Here is a 17,337-nt window from a genome sequence, read left to right as displayed (position 1 = left end):
AGGATACGGCCTGTGCCGACGCTCACGTGCATCGCGCCGCGTCGAGTGGATCGATCAGCGAGGAGCCAGCCGAGCCATCAACGAGCTGGCCTCCTGAGAAGCTTCGCCGCCGTCGGTGAGGTGGCTCATGCTCTCGGGCAGTTCGCGACCGTGGTGTGCCATGGCCTGCGCGTAGAGGCGTCCAGCGCGGTACGAGGAGCGGACCAACGGGCCGGCCAGCACGCCGGCGAACCCGACCTCGGTGGCGTAGTCGGAGTGCTCGACGAACTCCTCCGGCTTGACCCACCGCTCGACGGGGTGGTGCCGCGGTGACGGTCGCAAGTACTGGGTGATCGTCAGAATGTCGCAGCCCGCCTCGTGCAGGTCGCGAATCGCTTCCTGGACTTCCTCGGGAGTCTCGCCCATGCCGAGAATGAGATTCGACTTGGTGACCAGACCGTCGTCACGCGCTGCGGTGATGACGTCCATCGACCGCTGGTACCGGAATGCGGGACGGATCCGCTTGAAGATGCGCGGCACGGTCTCGACGTTGTGGGCCAACACCTCCGGGCGGGAGGAGAACACCTCGGCCAGCTGATCGGGCTTGGCGTTGAAGTCGGGGATCAGCAGCTCGACGCCGGTGTTGGGGTTGAGCTTCTTGATGTACCGGACGGTCTCTGCGTAGAGCCACGCACCACCGTCTTCGAGGTCGTCGCGGGCGACTCCGGTGATCGTGGAGTAGCGAAGGCCCATGGCCTGCACACTCTCCGCCACGCGGCGAGGCTCGTCGCGATCGAGATCCTCGGGCTTGCCGGTATCGATCTGGCAGAAATCGCATCGACGGGTGCATTGTTCGCCGCCGATGAGGAAGGTCGCCTCGCGATCTTCCCAGCATTCGTAGATATTCGGGCAGCCGGCTTCCTCGCACACCGTGTGCAGACCCTCACGCTTCACAAGACCTTTGAGCTCGGTGTATTCCGGGCCCATCTTGGCTTTGGTCTTGATCCAGCTGGGTTTGCGTTCGATGGGGGTCTCCGCGTTTCGGATCTCGAGGCGGAGCAGCTTGCGTCCTTCTGGGGCCACAGTCACGCCAGCAATGCTACGCGCCGAACCGAACCGTCGTGAATTGCGGGTTCACCGTCGCGGTGGTGATCTCCGGGTGCTCGAGCTCGTGCTCTCTGACCGGCATCGATCCGTCCAACGCGGCCAGAACTGCCGTCGTGACCGACTCGAGTACCTCGGCGACCGGGACGTCTCGCCCCAGCTCGAGCGACAGCGACGTCACACCGGCGTCGGCGATTCCGCACGGCACGATCGCGTCGAAACCCGTCATCGCCGAATTGCAGTTGAGGGAGAAGCCGTGCAGGGTCACGCCGCGCTGAACTCGCACGCCGATGGCCGCGATCTTGCGTTCGGGTAGAAGCACGCCGTCGCGAACCTCGGACGCGAGCCACACCCCGGACCTGCCGTCCACCCGCCCGCACGCGATGCCGTGATCGGACACCACGGAAATCAGCGCTTCCTCGATCCGGCGGACGTACTTGACGACGTCGATGGGCTGTGCAAGCGCGACGATGGGGTAGCCGACCAGTTGACCCGGCCCGTGCCAGGTGATCTTGCCGCCGCGGTCCACCTCGACCACAGGGGTACCGTCGCGCGGCATGTCTTCTTCCGAGGTGCGCCGCCCCGCGGTGTACACGGAAGGGTGCTCGAGCAACAGCAACGTATCCGGGCCCCGATTGTCGGCGCGGGCGTCGGCCAGTTCCCGCTGGAGAGCCCACGCCTGGGTGTACTCGACGGTGCCCAGCTCTCGTACGACGACCGGTTCGCTGCTGGCCCGGGCCGAGTCGGTGCCGGTGGCCGGAATCGACGGGGCGTTCACGTCACTCATGAACCGAGACGCTACGCCGGGTCATGAGCCGACAGCCACCCGCAGTGCTTCGCCCACAGTGTTGTGCTCGAAGGTGTAGCCGGCGTCCTCGAGTGCCTTGGGAATGGCTCGCGGCCCGGTCAGGATCGCCTCCTCGGCAAATTCACCGATGACCGCTTTCAGGGCGAATCCTGGCACCACCCACGGGGCCGGACGATGCACCGCTCGGGACATCGCGCTGTTGAACTGGGCGTTGGTCACCGGAGTCGGCCCCACCATGTTGACCGGTCCGCGCAGCGAGTCGTTCTCGATACCGTGCACGATGGCGCCGATTTCGTCTTCCAACGAAATCCACGGGAAGTACTGTCGGCCACTGCCCAATCGACCACCGAGCGCGAACAGGTACAGCGGGCGCAGCTTGCCCAGCATGCCGCCGCGCTGCGACAGCACCACACCGCTGCGCAACAGAATCGTGCGAACACCGGCCTCCGACGCCGCAGCCGTGGCGTTCTCCCAATCGCGGCACACCTCGGCCAGAAATCCGTCTCCTACCGGAGCGGTCTCGTCGACCACGCGGTCGCCGGTGTCACCGTAGAAATTGACGCCGCTGGCATTGATCAGGGTGGGGACACCCGCGTCGGCCGCAGCCGACGCGATCACCTCGGTGGGCGCTATGCGACTGTCGCGGACCAGTTGTTTGTACGCACCGGACCATCTTTTGTCGCCGATACCGACACCACACAGGTTGACGACTGCATCGGCACCGGCGAGCACAGCGGGGTCGATATTGCCGTGCGACGGGTCCCACTGCGACTCGTCCGGTCCCGCCGGTGAACGTCTGACCAGTCTGGTGACGTCGTGGCTGCGGCCGCGCAGAGCTGCAACGAGAGCTGTGCCGATCAAGCCTGATGAACCTGCAATGACTACGCGCATGTGAACGAAAGCCTCCTTGACGCACTCCGGGGCACCATTCGCGAACGAATGATGCCCCGGATGCTCTGTCCGTGCCCCTGGTGAACGAGACCCCGATGCGAATGTTTCGCGCTACTACGAGAATACGTGGCGCGACACTCGCCGGTTGTCTACAGACCCAGATCGGCCTCGAACGATGCCACTTCGAGACGCTGCTTGATCGTCGTCAGGAAGCGTCCTGCGTCGGCTCCGTCCACCAACCGGTGGTCGTAGGTGAGCGGCAGGTAGCACATCGAGCGAACACCGATCGACTCGTTGCCCGAGTCGTCCTTGACGACGACGGGACGCTTGACGATCGCACCCGTACCCAGCATGGCCGCCTGCGGCGGAACCAGGATCGGGGTGTCGAACAGCGCGCCCTGGCTGCCGATGTTGGTGATCGTGAACGTGCCACCGGACAGCTCGTCGGGCTTGAGTCCACCCGAACGTGCGCGGGTGGCGATGTCGTTGATCGCCCGCGCGAGTCCGGCCAGCGACAGGTCGCCGGCGTTGTGGATGACGGGGGAGAGCAGGCCCTGCTCGGTGTCCACGGCGATGCCGAGGTGGACATCGGCGTGGTACGTGATCTCCTTGGCGTCCTCGTTGATGCTGGCGTTGACGTTCGGGTGAGCCTTGAGCGCTTCCACGACCGCCTTCGCGAAGAACGGCAGGTACGTCAGGTTGACGCCCTCGTTCTCGGCGAACTTCGCCTTCGCCTTGGTACGCAGGCCGGCGATCTTCGTCACGTCGACCTCGAAGGTCTGCGTCAGCTGAGCAGAAGTCTGCAGCGACTCACGCGTCTTCTTCGCGGTGATCTGACGAATTCGGTTGATCTTCTGCGTGGTGCCGCGCAGGTGTGCGAGCTCGGGACGAACTCCCGCGGTCGCCGGTGCTGCGGGCTTCGACGCTGCGGCGGGTGCCGCGGCCTCGGCCGGAGCAGCGGGAGCCTTCTTGGCCTCGGCTGCAGCGAGAACGTCCTGCTTGCGGATGCGTCCACCCACGCCGGTGCCCTTGACGGACGACAGATCGACGTCGTTGTCCGACGCCAACTTGCGTACCAGAGGAGTGACGTACGGGCTCGAATCGCCCGACGGTGCCGATTCCTTGGCGGGAGCGGCCTTGGGAGCCTCCTGCTTCGGTTCGGGCTTCGGCTCGGCCTTGGGAGCTTCCTTCTTGGGGGCTTCCTGCTTCGGCTCGGGCTTCGGCTCTTCCTTGGGCTCTTCGGCCTTCGGGGCCTCGGGCTCCGGAGTTGTCTCGGGCTCGGGGGCCTTCTCGGCGGGCGAGCCGGAGCCGATGACTGCGAGCTGGCCGCCGACGGCCACGGTGTCGTCTTCCTCGGCGGAGATCTCGAGCAGGGTGCCTGCGACCGGAGACGGAATCTCGGTGTCGACCTTGTCCGTGGACACCTCGAGAAGCGGCTCGTCCACTGCAACCTCGTCGCCGACGGCCTTGAGCCAGCGCGTCACGGTGCCCTCGGTGACGGACTCACCCAACTCGGGCATCGTCACCGGGGTGCCGGATCCGGACGAGTCGGAGGAGCTGGAAGAGGCACTTGCTGCGGGAGCTTCCTGCTCGGCCTGCGGCTCGGGCTCGGCTGCGGGAGTGGGCTCCTCGGCAGGCTCCTCCGGTGCCGACTCCTCGGCGGGAGCGGCGTCCTCGGCCGGCGCGTCGGACGAGGAAGACTCGTCCGCGTCACCGATCTGAGCGAGCTCGCCACCGATCTCGACGGTGTCGTCTTCCTGAGCGACGATCTTGGTGAGAACACCGGCAGCAGGCGACGGGATCTCGGTATCGACCTTGTCCGTGGAGACTTCGAGCAATGGCTCGTCGACTTCGACGGTGTCGCCTTCTTGTTTGAGCCACCTCGTGACAGTTCCCTCGGTGACACTCTCACCGAGAGCTGGCATCTGGACGGAGAAGGCCATGTCTGTTGACTCCTCGACAGTTGTATGCGGGTGATGTAGTTCTTACGACTTGTGGTCGCAGACCATTGTGCTGGCGGAACAGGGTTCATGGACGAGAGTTGGGTGATTCGGTTCGACGGAGGCACCGGTGCGATCGACACTCACCGAGCACGTTCGGCTCGATCCAGCGCCCACGTCGACACTCCCTCTCGGCAACTCACTTACTCACTTCACGAGCCTTGGTTCACAATCATGAGAGCTGAACCCTCTAATGTCATCCTTCCATTGATGTCGCCTCGCCGTTCCCCTAGGGCGTGCAACACGCCTGTCGAACTGGTGGGTAACAAAGATCCGGCACCGAAACTCGGACTTCGCCGGCCGTACGAAAGAGGAGTTCGCGTGGGATTGTTCGATCGATTCAAGTCGAGCGGTGGGGGCGCGAAACGGGCACCCGAGGGCTCGGTTGCCCAGTACCTGGCCGATTGGACCTCGGCGCGAATCGGCGTCGAGGCCTACGTGGAACCGAAAACGACGGTCACGCCGCTGACGGTGGTTCTGGTCGCGAACGACGGTGAGTGGACGCGTCGACCGCTCGATGAAAAATATGTACGAAAGATCGGATCGGACCTGAAGATTCCGGTGTACGACGTCCGCAAGACGGGCTATCCGCAGCGGATGCGTGATCACGACGCTCGGCAGAAGATCGTTCGGCAGCGCGAACAACAGCAGCGCGACAGCTGACACCGTCCGTGCGCGAGGGCATGGGCCTCGCGCACGGACGGGAGACGATCAACCGTTGTCGGCGATGTCCTCGAGAACCGCGAACATGGTTCGGACCGGAACCCCGGTGCCGCCCTTGCCGGTGTAGCCGAACGGACCACCGGTGTTGTAGGCCGGGCCGGCAACGTCGATGTGAGCCCATTCCACGCCGTCGGCGACGAATTCCTTCAAGAACAGAGCAGCGGCGAGCATGCCACCTGCTCGACCGTTGGTGACGTTCGCGAGATCTGCGATCTTGGAGTCGAGTTCGCGGCGAATCTCCTTCGGCAACGGCATGGCCCATCCGTTCTCGCCGATCGCCTGCGAGATTGCTGCGACGCGGTCGCGGAAGTCGTCGGTACCCATCACGCCGGGAGTCCTGTTGCCGAGTGCGACGACCTGAGCGCCCGTCAGCGTCGCGGTGTCGATCAGGTAGTCCGGATCGTCCTCGCAGGCCCGCACGATCGCGTCGGCGAGTACCAAGCGGCCCTCGGCGTCGGTGTTGATCACCTCGACGGTGATGCCGCCGTACTGGGTGAGCACATCGCCGGGGCGCTGGGCGGTGCCCGACGGCATGTTCTCCGCCATCGGGACGGTGGCGATGACGTCGAGCGGCAGACCGACCTTGGCGGCGAGCACCACCGTGGCGATGACCGCTGCCGCACCGCCCATGTCCGAGGTCATGTTCTCCATGCCGGCAGCAGGCTTGATGGAGATGCCGCCGGTGTCGAACGTGATTCCCTTACCGACGAGGGCTACCTTCTTCGCGCCGCGTTTGCCTCCCGAGTGCGTCAGGCGCACGAGCCGAGGCAGTCGGGACGATCCCTTGCCCACTCCGTGAATGCCGCCGTAGCCACCCTTCTCGAGGGCTTTGTCGTCGAGAATCTCGACCTCGAGGCCGGCCGCCTTGCCCAGCGCCTTGGCCTGAGCCGCGAACTCCTCCGGGTAGAGATGGCTGGGCGGAGTGTTGACGAAATCCCTTGCGACAGCCACCGATTCGGCAATCGCGATCGACCTCTCCAATTCTCGCTTGGCATCCTTGGAACGAGTGTCGGGCACCAACAACTCGATGCGAGTCACCGGAAGCGCAGACGGCTTCGGTGCCGAGAGAGCCGACTTGAACTCGGCGAACTGGTACGCGCCGAGGAAGAAGCCCTCGGCAGCCGCACCCAGATCGAGCGCCGAGAGCGTCGTGGCCGCCGTCTCGACACCGGACAGCGCGCGAGCCGCGGTGCCGGCCGAATGACGAATGCGTTCACTGTCGATGTCGGCGGCGTTGCCCAGGCCCACGGCCAACACACTCGCCACGGCCAGGCCGGCCGGAGCCGGAATACGCACTACTTCGTCGGCCTTGCCGGTGGCACCGACGGCTTCGAACGCGTCGAGCAATTCGGTGGCGATCGCATCGTCGGAAATGTCGTCGGTGATGGAGAGTTCGAGGCCGTCGTCACTCGTGCTCAATGCGACGACGAGTACGTCGACTTTCTTACCGAGCTTGCCCGCGAGAACCAGGTCGGGTCCGAGAGCGCGGGTGAGCGTCGAGGGGGAAGGCACGTGGCTGCTCCTGTAGGGGTTGACGTGTATGTCCCTCGATCCTAATGACGGTCGGCAGCGTCGACGATCGAGGGACGCACCGGGGCGACCGACCTGAGACGCTCCGCGAGGTGAGCTAGCGTGGCCGCCATGACCGACACCGAGTTGATCGAAGGACCACTCCACGCCGTGCACACCGAACTCGGCGCGACGTTCGCACCGTTCGGTGGATGGACCATGCCGGTCTCGTACGCCGGCGTCGTCGTCGAGCACACGGCAGTGCGTGAAACGGTGGGTCTGTTCGACGTCGGCCACCTCGGCAAGGCGTCGGTGACCGGCCCCGGGGCCGCCGCATTCGTGAACTCCGTCCTCACCAACGACCTGACCAGAATCGAACCGGGCAAAGCGCAATACACGCTGTGCTGCACCGAGTCCGGTGGCGTCGTCGACGACCTGATCGCCTACTTCGTCTCCGACGAGGACGTGTTTCTGGTACCCAATGCTGCGAACACGGCAGCTGTGGTCGAGGCGATGGCTGCCGCCGCCCCCGCCGGGGTCTCGGTGGTGAACCGGCACCGCGAGTTCGGAGTGCTGGCCGTGCAGGGGCCGAAGGCGTCCGAGGTTCTGCAGGAACTGGGTCTACCGACCGATATGGACTACATGGCATTCGAGGACGCCACCGGGAACTCTCTGCCTGTCCGGGTCTGCCGCACGGGTTACACCGGCGAACAGGGCTACGAGCTGATCCCGTCTGCCGACGACGTGAAACCGTTGTTCCTGGCGCTGCTGGCTGCGGTGCGGTCTCGGGACGGTCAGGTGTGCGGACTCGGAGCGCGCGACACGCTGCGCACCGAAATGGGGTACCCGCTGCACGGACACGAACTGGCGCAGGACATCTCGCCCCTCGAAGCACGATGCGGCTGGGCGATCGGGTGGAACAAGGACTCGTTCTGGGGCAAGGACGCATTGACCGCCCAGAAGGCAGACGGTCCGGCACGGATTCTGCGCGGGCTCAAAGCTCTCGATCGCGGCGTTCTACGCCCCGGTCTCACGGTGCGCGCGTCGGGACGCGATCTCGGAACGACGACTTCCGGCACTTTCTCGCCCACTCTCAAGGTCGGTATCGCCCTTGCACTCCTCGACGCGCAGGCCGCTCCCGCGGTGGGTTCGGAGGTCGAGGTCGACGTTCGAGGCCGCGCCCTGCGCTGCGAAGTGGTCGCACCGCCGTTCGTCGTCGCCAAGACCAGGTGACCGCGTGAGACCGCCACGAACCCCACGATAGGATTCCCGGCATGACAGGTGTTTCCGAATTCACGTACGTGCAGCATCCTTCGCCCGCAACCTCCGCGGCGCGTGACGCGGTACTTGCTGCGCCCGGATTCGGAAAGCACTTCACCGACCACATGGTCAGCATCGACTACACCCGCGACGGCGGATGGCACGACGCGAGGATCACCCCGTACGGTCCGATCGAGCTCGACCCCGCGGCGATGGTCCTGCACTACGGCCAAGCGATCTTCGAGGGCCTGAAGGTCTACCGCCAGCCCAACGGCGATCTGTCCACCTTCCGGGTGCAGTCCAACGCCGAACGATTCCGTACCTCGGCGAAGCGGCTCGCCATGCCCGAGATGCCGGACGAATTGTTCATCGGCTCGATCGAGAAGCTGCTCGAGCTCGATCACGAGTGGGTCCCCGCAGCGGGCGGCGAGGACGCGCTGTACCTGCGTCCTTACATGTTCTCCACCGAAGCCGGTCTGGGTGTGCGCCCCGCCGACGCATATCGCTACATGCTGATCGCCTCACCCGCAGGCGCGTACTTCCCACGTGGCGTCAAACCGGTGAGCGTGTGGTTGTCCACCGAATACGTCCGGGCAGCACCGGGCGGCACCGGTGCCGCGAAGTTCGCAGGCAACTACGCCGCCTCCCTCCTTGCGCAGGCGCAGGCCAGCGACGAGGGCTGCGATCAGGTGGTCTGGCTCGACGCCACCGAGCGCCGCTACGTCGAGGAGATGGGCGGCATGAACCTGTTCTTCGTCTTCGGCTCGGGTTCCGACGCTCGGCTGGTGACGCCCTCGCTGTCCGGATCGCTGCTTCCCGGAATCACGCGCGACTCGCTGTTGGCCTTGGCGACGGACTCCGGCATCCCCGTCGAAGAACGACGGATCTCCACCGACGAGTGGCGCAAGGGTGCCGAAGCGGGCGAGATCACCGAGGTGTTCGCTTGTGGCACAGCAGCTGTCATCACCCCGGTGGGCAGCGTCAAATCCACCGACGGTTCTTTTGAGATCGCAGGCGGAGAACCCGGCGAGATCACGCTCGCACTGCGAGACACCCTCACCGGCATCCAGCGCGGCACCTTCGCCGATACCCACGGCTGGATGACCAAGCTCCGCTGATCAGCTGCCGATCAACAGGCCCACCGCGGCCGACGCCGTGGTGGTCTCGATTGCGGCACCGAGAACATCGCCCGAGAGGCCGCCGAAGCGTCGGACGCAGTGTCGAACGGCAAACACCGACAGTGTCAGGACCGCGACGACGACCAGCGGCCCTTGCCAGGGTCGATCGGGTTGCGCGAAGACCGACGCTGCTGCTGCCGCAATGACCCACAGCGTCAGGACGGCGTTGGACTGCGTTCCGGCCACGAGCGCGCCGAAGCCGCCCGACGTCGATGCGTCGATTCCCTTGCGGCAGGCCAGGACTGCCGCCACCCGGGCAGTCACCGCAACCACGACGACAGCCCACCACAGTCGCTCCTGCGCGAGTTGACCCAGACTCGCGGCCTGAATCGCCGACGTCAGAGCGATGGCCGCCACCCCGAACGGTCCGGCACTACCGGACTTCATGACCTCGCGCGCACGTTCGGGCGGGCCGTAACAGCCGAGCCCATCGGCGGTGTCGGCCAACCCGTCGATGTGCATCCCGCGCGTCAGCAGCGCGGCGGCGGCAACGGCGATGAGGCCGCACAGGATTGCCGACAGCCCGGCAACCGTCGTCGCCCACAGCAGTGCCGAACACACGCACCCGAGGACGAGACCGACCAGGGGAGCGTGCGCTATCGCGCGACCGGCGCGGACCCTGTCGACCTGCGACGGGCCACGCACGGGCAGCACCGTCAACCACGAGAACGCGAGCACCAGACCCTCGGCCCGCAACCTCACGGTCAGCGGACTTCGGGGTCGCCGGTGCTGACGCCGGCGTCGGCGAACGTTGCCATCGAATTCAACGTGTCGACTCCCGCACGAACGAGCGGCAAGGCCGTCAACGCGCCGGAGCCTTCACCGAGTCGCATCGACAGCTCCACCAACGGCTCGAGTCGCAAGTGCCGCAAGGCAAGTGAATGGGCGGGCTCGGCCGAACGATGCCCGGCGACCCACCAGGCGCTGGCACCGGCCGCACCGTCCTCCGCCACCAGTGCTGCTGCTGTGACGACGAGACCGTCCAGGATCACCGGGGTACGCCGATGCGCCGCCTGCGCGAGGAAGCCGGCGAGGGCAGCGATGTCGGCACCACCGGCCACCCGCAGCAGGTCGGTGGGATTCTTGGCGACCGGCCGAGCCCGCCGCATCGCGTCCCGGATTGCAGCGGTCTTCCTGATCCACCCGGCGTCGTCGATTCCGGTGCCGCGGCCGACGGCAGCGACCGGTTCGGTATCGGTGAGGGTGGCGATCAATACGGTTGCGGGCGTGGTGTTTCCGATGCCCATGTCGCCTGCGACGAGAAGGTCGGCACCGGCGTCGACCTCCTCGTCCGCGATGGCAGCGCCGGCGGCGACGGCGGCGCGCACCTCGTCCTCGCTCAGTGCGTCCTCGCGGTCGATGGAACCACTCGAGCGCCGAATCTTGAAGGCGGACACCGATGGATCGGTGTCGGCGTCGACAGCGATGTCGACCACCCGAACAGTGGCCCCGGCGATGGTCGCGAGGACGTTGACCGCAGCACCGCCCGCGCGAATGTTCTCGACCATCTGCGCCGTGACCTCGGGCGGGTACGCGGACACTCCATGAGCGGCGACGCCGTGGTCCCCGGCGAAGACGACGACACGGACGCGCTCGAAGGACTTCGGCGGACTGACATCTTGGCAGGCGGCGATCCACTCGCCGAGCGTCTCGAGACGGCCGAGGCTACCGGCCGGCTTGGTCAACCGGCCTTGCCGCTCGGCAGCTTCGTACCGCGCGGAATCGGACGGCGAAGGCACCGGTCGAAACGGTGAGGGTGCCGGAATCTCGTCCACAGGAGTTGTCACACTGGGCCTTTCGCGGTCAGGGAATCCGCCGGTGGTTCTTTGAGGGTCAGCGCGAGACCCGCGACGACCAGCAGAACCCTGTCACACACGTGCGCGAGACGCGCATTGAGGACACCGAGCTCGTCACGGAACAGTCGACCCGACCGCGACTCGGGAACCACGGACATGCCGACCTCGGGGCTGACGATCACGAGACTCGACCTGCAGTCCGAGACCGCCGCGACCAAGTCGTTCACGGCCGGAGCAATCGTCCCGCGAGGCAGGTCCCAGGCCGCTGCGTCGTCGAGCATTCCCGTCAGCCAGGTGCCCAGATCGTCGACCATCGTGGTGCCGCCCCAGGGCTGAGCCACCACCGTCGCCAGCCCGGTGACGGTTTCGACCGTGGTCCACTCGGGCGGACGAGACGCACGATGGAGTTCGATGCGCTCCTGCCAGTCTTCGTCGGACGCATCGCGCTGTCCGGTCGCTACGTAACGGACCGGGGGGGTCGTGACCAACGATTCTGCGTGCGCGGACTTACCGGATCTGGCTCCGCCGAGGACGAGCGTTCGAGACGGCACGGCCACCGACGTCAGACGGCCTCGCCGGCGCTCACTCGCGGCTTGGGGGCACGCATCTTCCGAATCTGCGACGCCCGTACGAAGGCGTACCAGCCGATCTTGAAGCCGCCGTCGGGAGTGTCGGGGAACCGGACACGAATGCGGTTGTTGATCATCTTGCCGAGGTAGATGCCCTCGCCGACCATGAACAGCATCATCACGAACATGCCGAGAGTGACGTACTGCTGTACCTGCGGCTGCAGAAACAGCGCAAAGATGAGAATGAGAGCGAGCGGCATGAACAAGCCGACAAGATTGCGCCGCGCATCGACGATGTCGCGAACGTAGGCACGCACCGGGCCCTTGTCGCGAGGCAGCAGATACTTGTCGTCGCCCGCAAGCATGCGCGCCCGACGCTCTGCAGCTGCTGCACGCCGTTCGTTCGAGGCAGCCTTACGGTCTTCCTTGCTGCCCTTGTTCGCCTTACGGCGCTCTCGTGCCTCTTTGCTCGTCAGGGGAGCCGGAGCGACCGGCCCGCGGCGGCGGGCCTCGGCGTCACGGCGCTTGGGGGTCGGTCGGCCTTTGCCGAGAGACACCGGCGAGGTCGCCTCGCCGGCGGACACAGTCGACTCGGGCTCGTTCGAGTCCTGTCCGTCCGAATTGTCAGAGTTTCCACGGCGTAGCAGCTTCACGCAACCAGAGTATGGGATGAGCGGAGGCACTCGAACACCGGCCAGGTCAGCGGCGCAGCACCGGATGCTGTTCGGGTACCGCGGTCCTACACTTCCGAGAATGCGAGTGATGATTGCGCCGGACTCCTTCGGGGACACCCTGACTGCCGCAGATGCAGCCGCCGCCATTGCCAGAGGATGGGCGGGCGTCCGGAGCGGTGACGAGCTGGAACTGGCACCCCAATCCGACGGTGGACCGGGGTTCGTCGAGGTACTGGCCTCGCGCATCGGCACAGTCCACGTCGCCGACGTGGACGGACCGCTCGGGACGCCGGTGCAGGCCCGCTGGCTGCTCGACGGCGCGGTGGCGTACATCGAATCTGCTCAGGCCTGCGGGTTGCACCTCGTCGACGGTCCACTGACTCCGCAGTCGGCATTGAAGGCGAACAGCTACGGCGTCGGACAGCTGCTGAGCGAGGCGTTGAACAGTGGCGCCACGTCGATCGTCGTCGGACTCGGCGGGAGCAGTTGCACCGACGGTGGACGAGCGATGATCCGCGCGCTCGGCGGGCTGGGGTCGGCAATCGAACGGTTCTCGGGAATCGACCTCGTCGCCGCGTCGGACGTGGAGAACCCCATGCTCGGCGATGCCGGTGCTGCTCGGGTGTTCGGGCCGCAGAAGGGCGCCGACACCGAGACGGTCGAGCGACTCGAAGAACTGAACGCCGACTGGGCTGCCGTTCTGTCGGCTGCGGGCCACGATGTGGCAGACCGTCCCGGTGCGGGTGCCGCGGGCGGGATGGGGGCGGCCCTGTTCGCGCTCGGTGGCAGGCAGGTGCCGGGTGCTGCCGTCGTGGCGGAACGAACCGGTCAGCGGGAACTCCTGGACTCCGTCGATCTGGTGCTGACCGGCGAGGGAAAGTTCGATTCGCAGTCGCTGCGAGGCAAGTTGGTGACCAGAATCGCCGCTGCAGGCGGTGCCACCGGAATCGAGACCGTGGTGCTCGCCGGCCAGGTGACGTTGAGTAAGGACGACTTGGCGTCGGCCGGTATCTCGGCCGCTCACTCGATCAGCGAGTTCGCCGGGTCTGTGGAGGTGGCCATGACCGATGCGGCCAATCAGCTCGAAAAGCTGGCCGCGCACGTGGCGAGCAGTGCTGTTGCCGGGCCCTCGAACAGGGGCGGCGCGCGCAAGGAATAGAGCAACCCGGAGTACGGTTGAGTTTGTTCACGGGTTTGGTACGACTGATAGGGAGAGCCCATGACCGTTTCGAATGAGACCACAACGACCGAAACCACGGCGCACAAGGTCACCATGACGGAGACCGCTTCGGCCAAGGCCAAGGCGTTGCTGGATCAAGAGGGCCGCGACGACCTCGCGCTGCGCATTGCTGTACAGCCCGGTGGGTGTGCAGGACTTCGCTATCAGCTCTTCTTCGACGATCGAAGCCTCGACGGCGACCTCGCGGTCGACTTCGGTGGCGTCACCCTCGCAGTCGACCGGATGAGCGCTCCCTACGTGGAGGGTGCATCCATCGACTTCGTGGACACGATCGAGAAGCAGGGCTTCACGATCGACAACCCGAACGCGACCGGATCGTGCGCGTGCGGCGACTCGTTCAACTGAGCTGACTCGCTCTCGACTGTGACCGATACACGTATTCGTGTATCGGTCACAGTCGTGTCTGCTCGTCGGTCATCCAGAACTTCACTCCGAAAGGCCCTTCTTCGTGACTCTCGCGGTATCCGGCTCGATTGCAACCGACCATCTGATGCGATTCCCCGGTCGGTTCGCCGAGCAGATCGTCGCCGATCAGCTCGCGAACATTTCGCTGAGCTTCCTGGTGGACGACCTGGTCATCCGTAAAGGGGGAGTGGGCGGAAACATCGCCTACGCACTCGGGGTCCTCGGCGGCTCTCCTCTCCTCGTCGGAGCCGTGGGGCCGGACTTCGCCGAGTATCGGACCTGGCTCGAAGAGCACGGAGTCGACTGCAGTGGCGTCAGTGTGTCTGCCACCGCGCACACAGCACGCTTCGTCTGCACCACCGACGAGGACATGGCGCAGATCGCGTCGTTCTATCCCGGTGCCATGAGCGAAGCCCGCGACATCTCCATCGACGCGCTGGCCGCGCAGCACGAGCTCGATCTCGTACTGATCGGGGCCAACGATCCGGAGGCGATGACCGCCCACACGGACCAGTGCCGCGCAGCAGGTGTTCCCTTTGCCGCCGACCCGTCCCAGCAACTCGCGCGACTCGACGCCGCACAGGCCACCGACCTGATCGACGGGGCGGCCTACCTGTTCACCAACGAATACGAATGGGCACTGCTCAAACAGAAGACCGGGATGTCCGATGCCGATATCGCGGACAAGGTGGACCTGCGGGTCACCACGCTGGGCAAGCGGGGCGTGGACATCGTCGAAAAGGGCGGGAAGCACACCCACATCGGTGTCGTGCCCGAGACGAGCAAGGTCGATCCCACCGGAGTGGGCGACGGGTTCCGTGCCGGGTTCCTCACCGGCCACCTCGCCGGAGCGAGCATCGAACGAGCTGCTCAACTCGGTTCTCTGGTTGCCGTGCTGGTCCTCGAGACCACCGGAACGCAGGAGTGGAGCCTGAACCGCGACGACGCGATCAAGCGCCTGAGCGCGGCGTACGGTGCCGACGCCGGCGAGGAGATCGGCGCGTTGCTGCCCGCCTGAGTCTCAGGCTTACCGTGCCCGTCTCACCCATCCGCAGAGGATGGGTGAGACGGGCACGGTCGCTTCACGTCAGATGTTGACCGGGTACTCCGGTTCGGCGATCTGCGGCACGATGCGCTTCTCCACGAAGATCCCGTGCCACACCATGAAGATGAGCAGCGTCCACAGGCGACGGCTGTGATCCGATTTGCCTGCCCGATGGTCGTCGAGCATGGCGACGATGGCTGCCTTGTTCAGAAGGTGATCGGTCTGTGACTCGGCGATCTGCTGGTGAGCCCAGTCGAAGAGTTCGGTACCGCGCAGCCAGTGGCGCAGTGGCACCGGAAAACCGAGCTTGGCGCGGTGCAGCACATGACCGGGAACGATGCCTTCCAGCGCCTGGCGCAGCGCGTATTTGGTAGTGCTCTTGGTGATCTTCTGCTCCAACGGCAACTTCTCTGCCACGCGATAGACCTCGGAATCGAGGAACGGGACGCGCAGCTCGAGCGAGTTCGCCATGGTGATCTTGTCGGCCTTGACCAGAATGTCGCCGCGAAGCCAGGTGAACAGATCCAGATGCTGCATACGAGCCACGGGATCCCACCCCTGCGACTGCGCGTAGATGGGCGCGGTGACGTCCTGATGCGTCCACTCCGAACGGAACTCACGCAGCACCGATCGCAACTGCGCGTCGTTGAAGCTGCGTGCGTTGCCGTAGTAGCGCTCCTCGAGGGTCATCGATCCTCGGTGCAGCAAGCTCTTGCCGCGCGTGCCTTCGGGAATGCGCTCGCTCAACGATCCGGCTGCGCGGCGTAGAAATGCGGGTAGAGACTCGAACGGCTTCAACGACAGCGGCTCGCGGTAGATGGTGTAGCCGCCGAACAGTTCGTCCGCGCCCTCTCCGGACAGCACGACCTTGACGTGTTTGCGAGCTTCTTTGGCGACGAAGTAGAGCGGTACGAGCGCCGGATCGGCCACCGGGTCGTCCAGGTACCAGACGATCTCGGGAATGGACGCCGCGAACTCTTCAGGTCCGACCACTTTCACGATGTGCCGAGCACCTATCGCGGCTGCCGACTCCGCTGCAACGTCGACCTCGGAGTAACCCTCGCGCTCGAAGCCGGTCGTGAAGGTGATCAAGTTCGGATTGTGTCGAATCGCCAGTGCCGCGATGGCCGTGGAATCGATGCCGCCCGAGAGGAAGGAACCGACGGTCACGTCGGCACGCATGTGCTTGGCGACCGAATCTTCGAGCGCCTCGGCAATCTCTTGGTAGCGAGCCTTCTCGCTGCCGGGAGCGAAAGGCTTCACCGGGAACGTCGGTGTGAAGTATCGGGTGATGTTCGGCGGCGTACCGGGGGAGAGGGTGGCGTAGCAACCCGACTCGAGCCGCCTGATCCCCGCGTGCAGCGTCTCCGGTTCGGGGACGTACTGAAGCACGGTGTAGTGCTCGATGGCCCGCGGGTCGAGGTCGAGATCGACGCCCAGCAGCTCCATCAGTTCGAGAACGCTCTTCTTCTCACTGCCGAACGCGGTTCCACCCGGGCCCGTGGCGTAGAACAACGGCTTGATGCCGAAGGGATCGCGCGCGATGAACATCTCGCGCGTCTCGGTGTCCCAGATGGCGAAGGCGAACATTCCTCGCAGACGCTGCACGGCGGCAGCGCCCCAGTAGTGAAATGCCGCGACGATCGACTCGCTGTCACCTTCGGTGGCGAATTCTGCACCGTGATCGCGCGCGAGCTCAGCACGCAACTCGAGGTAGTTGTAGATCTCGCCGTTGAACACCAACGCGTACCGGTCGGGTGAACCCGGAGGTCCCCACCGCATCGGCTGATGCGAGTGTTCGATGTCGATGAACGAGAGTCGATTGAAGCCGTACACGACGTCGTCGTCGTGCCAGGTGCCACCGGGCTCGTCCGGGCCTCGATGGCGCATGCAGTGAGTCGCCGAGCTCACCAGCTCGACGCCGGCGGCGGTCGTTCCGTGAGATGTCAGTACTCCGAGCAGTCCACACACAGCGTCTGCTACCTCTTCTCGCAGTTGGGGACAATGCCGGGGGCCGGATCTCCGCGTGTCGTCAGCGGGACGGTCGATCAGCAACCGAGTATGCCGCAGACACGCTCGAACCTAGGTAACGACCCAAGGGTGGCTCCGCGTCAGCTTTGGTCTACGCTGCGTAGTACTCGGGCATCTCCATGTGG

16 protein-coding genes are annotated in these 17,337 nt (G+C 65.6%); 6 read left to right on the top strand and 10 right to left on the bottom strand.

Going from position 1 to position 17,337, the window contains the following annotated elements; translation table 11 throughout:
- Window positions 1–54: 54 nt before the first annotated feature.
- The 4 genes from lipA to sucB all read right to left on the bottom strand — a co-directional run bounded on the left by lipA (window position 55) and on the right by sucB (window position 4,725).
- Window positions 55–1,068, bottom strand: coding sequence for a lipoyl synthase (lipA, locus tag CH262_RS15665; protein ID WP_176457962.1), 1,014 nt, complete (start codon window positions 1,066–1,068; stop codon window positions 55–57).
- A 10-nt stretch (window positions 1,069–1,078) separates the two neighbouring features.
- Window positions 1,079–1,870, bottom strand: coding sequence for a lipoyl(octanoyl) transferase LipB (gene lipB / locus CH262_RS15660; RefSeq protein WP_032370282.1), 792 nt, complete (start codon window positions 1,868–1,870; stop codon window positions 1,079–1,081).
- 21 nt (window positions 1,871–1,891) lie between these two features.
- A complete protein-coding gene (locus tag CH262_RS15655; RefSeq protein ID WP_032384625.1) occupies window positions 1,892–2,782 on the bottom strand; it encodes a TIGR01777 family oxidoreductase in 891 nt (296 codons plus the stop codon).
- Between the two features lie 149 nt (window positions 2,783–2,931).
- Window positions 2,932–4,725 carry a 2-oxoglutarate dehydrogenase, E2 component, dihydrolipoamide succinyltransferase gene (gene sucB, locus CH262_RS15650; protein ID WP_032384626.1) on the bottom strand — a complete coding sequence of 598 codons (1,794 nt, stop codon included), beginning with the start codon at window positions 4,723–4,725 and terminating at the stop codon, window positions 2,932–2,934.
- A 378-nt stretch (window positions 4,726–5,103) separates the two neighbouring features.
- Between sucB and CH262_RS15645 the strand changes: the two genes are divergently transcribed.
- Window positions 5,104–5,445 carry a hypothetical protein gene (locus CH262_RS15645; RefSeq protein WP_032368429.1) on the top strand — a complete coding sequence of 114 codons (342 nt, stop codon included), beginning with the start codon at window positions 5,104–5,106 and terminating at the stop codon, window positions 5,443–5,445.
- A gap of 48 nt (window positions 5,446–5,493) precedes the next feature.
- On the opposite strand, the gene CH262_RS15640 is transcribed toward CH262_RS15645, so the two are convergent.
- Window positions 5,494–7,017, bottom strand: coding sequence for a leucyl aminopeptidase (locus tag CH262_RS15640; RefSeq protein ID WP_032384627.1), 1,524 nt, complete (start codon window positions 7,015–7,017; stop codon window positions 5,494–5,496).
- A 129-nt stretch (window positions 7,018–7,146) separates the two neighbouring features.
- Here CH262_RS15640 and gcvT point away from each other — a divergent pair, with 129 nt between their 5' ends.
- Both gcvT and CH262_RS15630 read left to right on the top strand, forming a co-directional pair.
- The gene (gcvT, locus tag CH262_RS15635; protein ID WP_032384649.1) at window positions 7,147–8,247 is read left to right on the top strand and encodes a glycine cleavage system aminomethyltransferase GcvT; all 1,101 of its coding nucleotides are present in this window, start codon (window positions 7,147–7,149) and stop codon (window positions 8,245–8,247) included.
- 41 nt (window positions 8,248–8,288) lie between these two features.
- Window positions 8,289–9,392, top strand: a complete 1,104-nt coding sequence (locus tag CH262_RS15630; protein ID WP_027497396.1) for a branched-chain amino acid aminotransferase — start codon at window positions 8,289–8,291, stop codon at window positions 9,390–9,392.
- On the opposite strand, the gene CH262_RS15625 is transcribed toward CH262_RS15630, so the two are convergent.
- Genes CH262_RS15625 through CH262_RS15610 form a run of 4 tightly spaced genes read right to left on the bottom strand, consistent with a single transcriptional unit; the run spans window position 9,393 to window position 12,470 of the window.
- Complete coding sequence (locus tag CH262_RS15625; RefSeq protein WP_048318652.1) at window positions 9,393–10,154, bottom strand: adenosylcobinamide-GDP ribazoletransferase; 762 nt, start codon at window positions 10,152–10,154, stop codon at window positions 9,393–9,395.
- A 2-nt stretch (window positions 10,155–10,156) separates the two neighbouring features.
- On the bottom strand, window positions 10,157–11,191 hold the full coding sequence (gene cobT / locus CH262_RS15620; RefSeq protein ID WP_256991805.1) for a nicotinate-nucleotide--dimethylbenzimidazole phosphoribosyltransferase: 1,035 nt from the start codon (window positions 11,189–11,191) through the stop codon (window positions 10,157–10,159).
- 44 nt (window positions 11,192–11,235) lie between these two features.
- Complete coding sequence (cobU, locus tag CH262_RS15615) at window positions 11,236–11,805, bottom strand: bifunctional adenosylcobinamide kinase/adenosylcobinamide-phosphate guanylyltransferase (RefSeq protein WP_032384629.1); 570 nt, start codon at window positions 11,803–11,805, stop codon at window positions 11,236–11,238.
- A gap of 5 nt (window positions 11,806–11,810) precedes the next feature.
- Window positions 11,811–12,470, bottom strand: a complete 660-nt coding sequence (locus CH262_RS15610; RefSeq protein WP_027497392.1) for a DUF3043 domain-containing protein — start codon at window positions 12,468–12,470, stop codon at window positions 11,811–11,813.
- A 100-nt stretch (window positions 12,471–12,570) separates the two neighbouring features.
- On the opposite strand from CH262_RS15610, the gene CH262_RS15605 reads away from it, so the two are divergent.
- From CH262_RS15605 to CH262_RS15595, 3 genes are all read left to right on the top strand, one after another.
- Window positions 12,571–13,650, top strand: a complete 1,080-nt coding sequence (locus CH262_RS15605; protein WP_094718014.1) for a glycerate kinase family protein — start codon at window positions 12,571–12,573, stop codon at window positions 13,648–13,650.
- Window positions 13,651–13,710: 60 nt separating this feature from the next.
- The gene (locus CH262_RS15600; RefSeq protein WP_027497390.1) at window positions 13,711–14,076 is read left to right on the top strand and encodes a HesB/IscA family protein; all 366 of its coding nucleotides are present in this window, start codon (window positions 13,711–13,713) and stop codon (window positions 14,074–14,076) included.
- Between the two features lie 103 nt (window positions 14,077–14,179).
- A complete protein-coding gene (locus tag CH262_RS15595) occupies window positions 14,180–15,154 on the top strand; it encodes a carbohydrate kinase family protein (protein ID WP_032384630.1) in 975 nt (324 codons plus the stop codon).
- 69 nt (window positions 15,155–15,223) lie between these two features.
- Here CH262_RS15595 and asnB read toward each other — a convergent pair whose 3' ends face one another.
- A complete protein-coding gene (gene asnB / locus CH262_RS15590; protein WP_032384631.1) occupies window positions 15,224–17,152 on the bottom strand; it encodes an asparagine synthase (glutamine-hydrolyzing) in 1,929 nt (642 codons plus the stop codon).
- Window positions 17,153–17,337 lie beyond the last annotated feature (185 nt).

It is taken from the genome of Rhodococcus sp. 05-2255-1e (assembly GCF_002259025.1).
In the GTDB taxonomy this organism is placed as follows: domain Bacteria; phylum Actinomycetota; class Actinomycetes; order Mycobacteriales; family Mycobacteriaceae; genus Rhodococcoides; species Rhodococcoides fascians.
Note: the sequence above shows the minus strand (reverse complement) of the source record. Positions and strands in the feature narration are given on the sequence as shown.

Coding starts and splice junctions, on each gene's coding strand:
- CH262_RS15600 (WP_027497390.1), top strand. CDS start 13,711: ATGACCGTTTCGAATGAGACCACAACGACCGAAACCACGGCGCACAAG.
- CH262_RS15630 (WP_027497396.1), top strand. CDS start 8,289: ATGACAGGTGTTTCCGAATTCACGTACGTGCAGCATCCTTCGCCCGCA.
- gcvT (WP_032384649.1), top strand. CDS start 7,147: ATGACCGACACCGAGTTGATCGAAGGACCACTCCACGCCGTGCACACC.
- CH262_RS15655 (WP_032384625.1), bottom strand. CDS start 2,782: ATGCGCGTAGTCATTGCAGGTTCATCAGGCTTGATCGGCACAGCTCTC.
- CH262_RS15605 (WP_094718014.1), top strand. CDS start 12,571: ATGCGAGTGATGATTGCGCCGGACTCCTTCGGGGACACCCTGACTGCC.
- lipB (WP_032370282.1), bottom strand. CDS start 1,870: ATGAGTGACGTGAACGCCCCGTCGATTCCGGCCACCGGCACCGACTCG.
- sucB (WP_032384626.1), bottom strand. CDS start 4,725: ATGGCCTTCTCCGTCCAGATGCCAGCTCTCGGTGAGAGTGTCACCGAG.